We start from the raw sequence: 6,595 nt of genomic DNA, 5'->3' as shown, positions 1-6,595 counted from the left end.
GGGGCGCGACGCGGGGACCGGTTTGGTCGCATGTACCGGCATCCTGTAATCTTGGCAGTCGCTGCCCGGCGACAGCATGTGCTGTTCCGTGGCCGGTTCCCGATACCGAGAGCCACCAGTGGCCGAGGCGGCGGATTACCAGACCAGTCGTGCGGTGGACCCCGGTGCGAAACCGAGGTACTACCGTGTGAACGAGTGCCGAGCACTATAGGAAGAAGGGCAGCCGACCGATGGCAACGTACGCGATCGTCAAGACCGGCGGAAAGCAGTACAAGGTCGCGGTCGGTGACCTGGTGAAGGTCGAGAAGATCGAGGGTGCGCCGGGCACCTCTGTGGCACTGTCGCCGGTGCTCGTCGTCGATGGCGCCGAGCTCACCACCGCCGCCGACGCGCTCGCGAAGGTTTCGGTCTCGGCCGAGGTGGTCGAGCAGACCAAGGGCCCGAAGATTCGCATCCACAAGTTCAAGAACAAGACCGGCTACCACAAGCGCCAGGGACACCGTCAGCCGCTGACGGTCCTGAAGGTCACCGGCATCAAGTAACCACCCCGCAGGGCCGCGCAGGCCCGCGCTGAAGGAGTATCAGCAATGGCACATAAGAAGGGCGCATCCAGCTCCCGGAACGGCCGCGATTCCAATGCCAAGCGGCTCGGCGTGAAGCGTTTCGGCGGGCAGACGGTGAAGGCCGGCGAAATCCTGGTGCGGCAGCGTGGCACCCACTTCCACCCCGGCGTCAATGTCGGCCGTGGCGGGGACGACACCCTGTTCGCGCTCGAGGCGGGCGCCGTCGAGTTCGGTAGCAAGCGGGGTCGCAAGACCGTCAACATCGTGGTCCCGGAGCCGGTCGAAGCCTGACCGGCTGACGACTCCACCACAGCGAGCGGGTCAGGGTGATAAACCCTCGGCCCGCTTTTCGCGTTTCCACCCCCGGCGCCGCGCGGGCCGGACCCGGCATCGTTTCCGGCGCTGTGCCTTCCCGATCCCGGGACGCACTCTCGAACGCAGCGTCCATCCCACCCCCGAACGCAGCGTCCATCCCACCCCCGAACCCCTGAGGAGGATGATCCGGCCATGGCCAAGTTCATCGACCGTGTCGTTCTTCATGTCCGTGCCGGCAAAGGCGGGCACGGCTGCGCGTCGGTACACCGGGAGAAGTTCAAACCGCTGGGCGGACCCGACGGCGGTAACGGGGGCAACGGCGGAGATGTGATCCTCGAGGTGGACGCCAATGTGCACACCCTGCTGGACTTCCACTTCCATCCGCACGCCAAGGCCGGTAACGGCAAACCGGGCGAGGGCGGCAACCGAGACGGGAAGAAGGGCGGGGAACTGCTGCTGAAGGTCCCCGACGGAACTGTTGTGCTGGACGCCGACGGGGAGGTCCTGATGGACCTGGTCGGGGCCGGTAACCGGTTCGTCGTCGCCAAAGGTGGCCGGGGCGGTCTGGGAAATGCCGCCCTGGTGTCCCGGGCCCGGAAGGCACCCGGTTTCGCGTTGCTCGGTGAAGAGGGCGAGGCCCACGATGTGGTCCTCGAACTCAAATCCGTCGCCGATGTGGGGCTGGTCGGGTTTCCGTCCGCGGGGAAGTCGTCGCTGGTCTCGGTGCTGTCCGCCGCCAAACCGAAGATCGCCGACTATCCCTTCACCACATTGGTGCCGAACCTCGGCGTCGTGAACGCGGGTGATACGACATTCACGATCGCCGACGTCCCGGGACTGATTCCCGGCGCCAGTGAGGGTCGCGGCCTCGGCCTGGACTTCCTCCGGCATCTGGAACGTTGCGCGGTGCTGGCCCATGTGGTCGACCTGGCGACGCTGGAACCCGGCCGCGACCCCCTCTCCGATATCGACGCCCTCGAAGCCGAACTCGCCGCCTACAAACCCGCCCTGCGCGGTGATGTGGGCCTCGGCGACCTCGCCGACCGGCCGCGGGTGGTGATCCTGAACAAGGCCGATGTGCCCGAGGCGGACGACCTCGCCGATCTGGTCACACCCGAACTGCGCGAGCGGGGCTGGCCGGTGTTCCGGATCTCGGCGGTCGCCCATTCCGGACTGCGGCAGCTGACCTTCGCACTCGCCGAATTGGTGCAGGCCTACCGCGACGCACATCCCCCGGCCGCACCGAAGCGGCCGGTGATCCGCCCGGTCCCGGTGGACGATTCCGGGTTCACGGTGCGCGCCGACCCGGAGGAGCCGGGCGGGTTCATCGTGCGCGGGGTCCGGCCCGAACGCTGGGTGCGCCAGACCCAGTTCGACAACGACGAGGCCGTCGGATATCTCGCCGACCGCCTGGCGCGGCTCGGTGTGGAGGACGAACTGGTGCGGCTGGGCGCGGAGCCGGGCGCGCCGGTGACCATCGGCGAGGTGACCTTCGAGTGGGAGCCGCTGATCGCTGCGGGTACCGATATGGTCCCGACCGGCCGCGGTACCGATATCCGGCTCGAACAGACCGACCGGGTCAGTGCGGCCGAACGTAAACACGCGTCGCGGGTGCGGCGCGGTCTGGTCGAAGAGGAAAGCGAGGAGTAGGCGGGTGAACCAGGGCAACCACGGAGCAGGGGCACGGCCGTGACCCAGGTCTCCGCAGAACTCAGCGACGCCCGGCGCGCGATCGCCGGGGCCCGTCGGGTGGTGGTGAAGATCGGCTCGTCCGCGCTCACCAGCCTGACCGGTGGACTCGATATCGCCCGGCTGGACCGGCTCGCCGATGCCATCGAGGCCCGAATGCGGGCCGGTTCCGATGTGGTGGTCGTATCGTCCGGCGCGATCGGGGCGGGGCTGGCCCCGCTCGGCTTGGCCAGGCGGCCCCAGGACCTCGCGACCAAACAGGCCGCGGCCAGCGTCGGTCAGCTCGCGCTGGTCCATGCCTGGGGCACCTCGTTCGCCCGGTACGACCGCACCGTCGGTCAGATCCTGCTCAGTGCCGACGATTTCGCCCGCCGGGAACATCACCGCAATGCGCAGCGCACCCTGGACCGGCTGCGTTCGCTGGGCGCGGTGGCGGTGGTGAACGAGAACGATACCGTCGCCACCGAGGAGATCCGGTTCGGCGACAACGACCGGCTGGCGGCGCTGGTGGCTCATCTGGTGGGTGCCGACGCGTTGTTCCTGCTCTCCGATGTGGCCGGGCTCTACGACGGTGATCCGCGCAAGGGCGATGCGAATTTCATCGGTGAGGTGCGCACCAGCGCCGATCTCGACGGTGTGATCGCCGGGAGCGGCGGCGTGCTCGGCACCGGCGGGATGGCTTCGAAACTATCGGCCGCTCGGCTGGCCGCGGACGCCGGCGTCCCGGTCCTGCTGGCCGCGGCCGCCGAAGCCGCCGAAGCGCTCGGGACCGGCACGGTCGGTACCGCTTTCGCCGCCCGCCCGGTGCGGTTGTCAGCGCGCCGGTTCTGGGTCCGGCACGCCGCCGACAGCCGGGGCGCGATCCTCATCGATTCCGGGGCGGTCGAGGCCGTGGCCAATGCCCGGCGTTCGCTGCTCGCCGCCGGAATCATCGGCGTCCGCGGTCGTTTCCACGGCGGTGATGTGGTGGATCTCGTGGGCCCGGATCGCACGGTCGTGGCGCGGGGAGTCGTGGAATACGACGCCGCCGAACTCGCGACGGTGCTGGGCCGATCGACCCGGGAGCTGCCGGACGGTATGCAGCGTCCGGTGATCCACGCCGACGACCTGGTGCGCGTCTGACCCGCCGGAACGGCTTCGCCGGTGCGGGTCCGGCCGCCGGGTCAGGCGATACGGCCCAGATGGTCGGCGGTGCGGGTGGTTTCCGGGAGCCGGTAGCGCGGGGCAAGCCGCAGCACCAGCGCGCAGGCGGAGTCGAGGGTGAAGCGATGCCCGACCGAGACGAACAGTGGTTTGACTCCGGGTTGGGTGCGCAGGGCGCGGCCGACGACCTCCCCGTCCACGGTGACCGGGCCGGAATCACCGCGGTCCGGGCCGGGCTCGTGGTATTCGCCGGAGGCCTTCTTCGCGACACCGACACTCGGCAGGTCGGTGAGTACACCCAGATGCGCGGCGAGACCGAAGCGGCGGGGATGGGCCAGCCCGTGACCGTCGCAGACGAGCACATCGGGCTCGATGCGCAGGGCTTCGAGCGCGCGGGTGAGCGGGGGGATCTCCCGGAACGCGAAAAGACCCGAGATATAGGGGAACTCGATACGTTCCCGGACGACGGACCGGTCCACCACGGTCAGCGAATCCACATCCAGCACGGTGACCACGCCTATCGCGATATCGGGATCGCGGTAGGCGACATCCAGTCCGGCGGCCCGCCGGACCGGGCCGTGCTCGTCGAGCACCCGCACCCGGTCGCGCAAGCGCTGCTGCACGGCGACGGCCTCGTCCGCGCTGACCGCCCATTCGTGCATCTGCCGGACCCGTACCATGCCGGCAGCCTATCCGGCCTCGGGGACCACCGCGTAGGTACGCAACCGTTCGGCGGCCCGTTCGTCGGCGAGCTCGGCGCGCAGGTCGGGGTTCTCGTGGTAGAAGCGGATCAGCCAGTATGTGGCCGCCGACCCGATCGAGAGTTTCTCCGCGTGGATACATTTCGTGACCCGGCGACCGGGTTTGCGGCCGGGGCGGGATATGCGGATGGTGCCCTTGGAATTGTTGCGCGACACCACCTCGATCTGTTCGATCGAAGTCCAGCTCACCATGTTCGCGACCGAGGTCTTGGTGGGCAACACGATATGCATCGGCGTGAGCACCAGCCGTCGGATCTCCGGACGTCGCGCGTACACACAGAGATAGAGCAGCACCAGCCCGGCAGCGGTGAGAGCCACCCACGGTGGAATCGGCGGGTGCGGGTTCAGGGTGAGCGTGCCGGTCCAGGTGCCGATACCGAAGATCGCGCACAGGGTCGCCAGGCCGAGGAAACAGACCACCAGGGCGACCTCGTAACCGAGGGACCGGCGGATCACCAGCGTGTCCTGCTCATTGGCGAATCGCGCGCCTTCGATCCGGATTCGCGAACGGCCCCGTGAGGTCGCCGAGAGCATCGGCAGGTAGGAGGCGACCCAGGCGGCGGCCGCAATATGGAACGCCGGCTGCAACGGTTGCCCGGAGTCCAGCGCGAGCGCGGCCTGGGCCAGCAGGAAAGTGGCGAGTACGGCTACCAGGAACACCGCCGGATAGGTCCAGCCGTTCAGGTTGCCCCACAGCTCCCGTGGGGGCGGGAAATAGTCCCGGTCCGGAACAGGTCGCGGATCGGCCACCGCGTCCGGTCCCGCAACGGCGTTCGGCTTCGCGGGGGATACGGTGTGCGGCTGGCTTGTCATCGGTACTACCTGTACTTCAGATTCGATCGGGCGCCTGCGATGATATCGGCAATCGAAGGGCAACTCCGCCTCGCGCACCGTGTCGTCTGTGCGTCACCGCTCGGCTCGGCCCCGGACCCGCCCTCGCGTCTCCGTCCCGGCCGGTGCTCGTGGCGTATCGCGCCGCGAGTACCGGCCGGGAGATGTTCGCGTGGTTCAGGCTGCGACGGAGACCGGGGTGAGCGTCCGCGGCGGCCGGAACCGGTCGATCAGCGTCACGACGATCAGCGAGACCACACCCCAGACGGTGAGGGTGGCGAGGTGGGTGCCCACGCTATCGGCATCGAAGTACGGGACCGAGCGCGCCGATTCGACCGCCGCGGGCATCGGGAGAACGTCGCGCGGTATCCGGAACAGCTGGGGTTCCAGGTAGATCGATATCGCTCCGTGGGAGGCCCCTACGCCGAGGAACATCAGCGCCGCGGGAACTAACCGTCGGCTCCGTATCGGGTCCGTCGGCCGGGCCGAGTGGTGACGGCAGGGCGCCGATAGCGGACGACCGGCACACCGCCGTCGATCGCGATCGTGGCGTCCACACCGTAGACGTCGCGCACGAGTCGTTCGGTGAGGGTTTCGGTGGGGCTGCCGTGCGCGGCGACCCGGCCCCGGTCCAGGATCAGCAGATAGTCGCAGAACATCGCGGCGAGATTGAGATCGTGCAGGGCCACCACGGTGGTGAGCGGCAACCGCGTGACGAGATCGAGGATATCGAGCTGATGGGCGATATCGAGGTGATTCGTCGGCTCGTCGAGCAGTAGTTCACCGGGCTCCTGGGCCAGCGCCCGGGCGATCTGGGTGCGTTGCCGTTCACCACCCGAGAGGGTGTTCCAGTAGCGGTGTGCGTGGCCGGCGAGCCCGGTATCGCGCAGGGCCCGGTCGATCGCCGCTTCCTCATCGCCGTCCTGGCCGAACACGTCGCGGTGCGGAATACGCCCGAGCCGCACCACATCTCGCACGGTGATATCGACCTCGGTGTGCGCGTGCTGCCCGACCATCGCGATCCGGCGGGCCAGCGGGCGGCGGCCGAGGCGGTGCAGGGGGGTTCCGTCCAGGGTGATGCTGCCGCGATCGGGCCGGGAAACACCGGCCAGCAGGCGTAGCAGCGACGATTTACCGGAACCGTTGGGTCCCAGCAGCCCCACTGTCTGCCCGGGTTCCGGGTGGACGGTCACCGCGTCGACAACGAGGTTGCCGCCGCGGGTCCAGGACAGGTCCTGTGCGTGCAGTGTCACCGTGCGCTCCGCGGGGTCGAGGTCCGGTATTCGACTGTCC

At 68.8% G+C, this 6,595-nt stretch carries 8 protein-coding genes; 4 read left to right on the top strand and 4 right to left on the bottom strand.

From position 1 onward, the window contains the following. The first annotated feature begins 230 nt into the window (after window positions 1-230). From rplU to proB, 4 genes are all read left to right on the top strand, one after another. The gene (rplU, locus tag NGR01S_RS17220; RefSeq protein WP_030523233.1) at window positions 231-542 is read left to right on the top strand and encodes a 50S ribosomal protein L21; all 312 of its coding nucleotides are present in this window, start codon (window positions 231-233) and stop codon (window positions 540-542) included. A 45-nt stretch (window positions 543-587) separates the two neighbouring features. After that, the gene (gene rpmA, locus NGR01S_RS17215) at window positions 588-854 is read left to right on the top strand and encodes a 50S ribosomal protein L27 (RefSeq protein ID WP_063037944.1); all 267 of its coding nucleotides are present in this window, start codon (window positions 588-590) and stop codon (window positions 852-854) included. A gap of 216 nt (window positions 855-1,070) precedes the next feature. Continuing rightward, window positions 1,071-2,528 carry a GTPase ObgE gene (gene obgE / locus NGR01S_RS17210; RefSeq protein ID WP_063037942.1) on the top strand — a complete coding sequence of 486 codons (1,458 nt, stop codon included), beginning with the start codon at window positions 1,071-1,073 and terminating at the stop codon, window positions 2,526-2,528. A 39-nt stretch (window positions 2,529-2,567) separates the two neighbouring features. Continuing rightward, window positions 2,568-3,689 (top strand): glutamate 5-kinase, encoded by a 1,122-nt coding sequence (gene proB / locus NGR01S_RS17205; protein ID WP_063037940.1) that lies wholly within the window; start codon window positions 2,568-2,570, stop codon window positions 3,687-3,689. A 41-nt stretch (window positions 3,690-3,730) separates the two neighbouring features. Here proB and NGR01S_RS17200 read toward each other — a convergent pair whose 3' ends face one another. From NGR01S_RS17200 to NGR01S_RS17185, 4 genes are all read right to left on the bottom strand, one after another. After that, a complete protein-coding gene (locus NGR01S_RS17200; RefSeq protein WP_063037938.1) occupies window positions 3,731-4,390 on the bottom strand; it encodes an endonuclease V in 660 nt (219 codons plus the stop codon). A gap of 9 nt (window positions 4,391-4,399) precedes the next feature. Next, a complete protein-coding gene (locus NGR01S_RS17195) occupies window positions 4,400-5,284 on the bottom strand; it encodes a hypothetical protein (protein ID WP_063037936.1) in 885 nt (294 codons plus the stop codon). 195 nt (window positions 5,285-5,479) lie between these two features. Next, window positions 5,480-5,650, bottom strand: coding sequence for a hypothetical protein (locus NGR01S_RS17190; RefSeq protein ID WP_157107295.1), 171 nt, complete (start codon window positions 5,648-5,650; stop codon window positions 5,480-5,482). Window positions 5,651-5,751: 101 nt separating this feature from the next. Then, on the bottom strand, window positions 5,752-6,555 hold the full coding sequence (locus NGR01S_RS17185) for an ABC transporter ATP-binding protein (protein ID WP_063037931.1): 804 nt from the start codon (window positions 6,553-6,555) through the stop codon (window positions 5,752-5,754). Window positions 6,556-6,595: the final 40 nt, after the last annotated feature.

The organism is Nocardia grenadensis NBRC 108939, from assembly GCF_001613445.1.
GTDB classification, from domain to species: Bacteria; Actinomycetota; Actinomycetes; order Mycobacteriales; family Mycobacteriaceae; genus Nocardia; species Nocardia grenadensis.
This window is presented reverse-complemented; position numbering and strand designations above follow the sequence as displayed.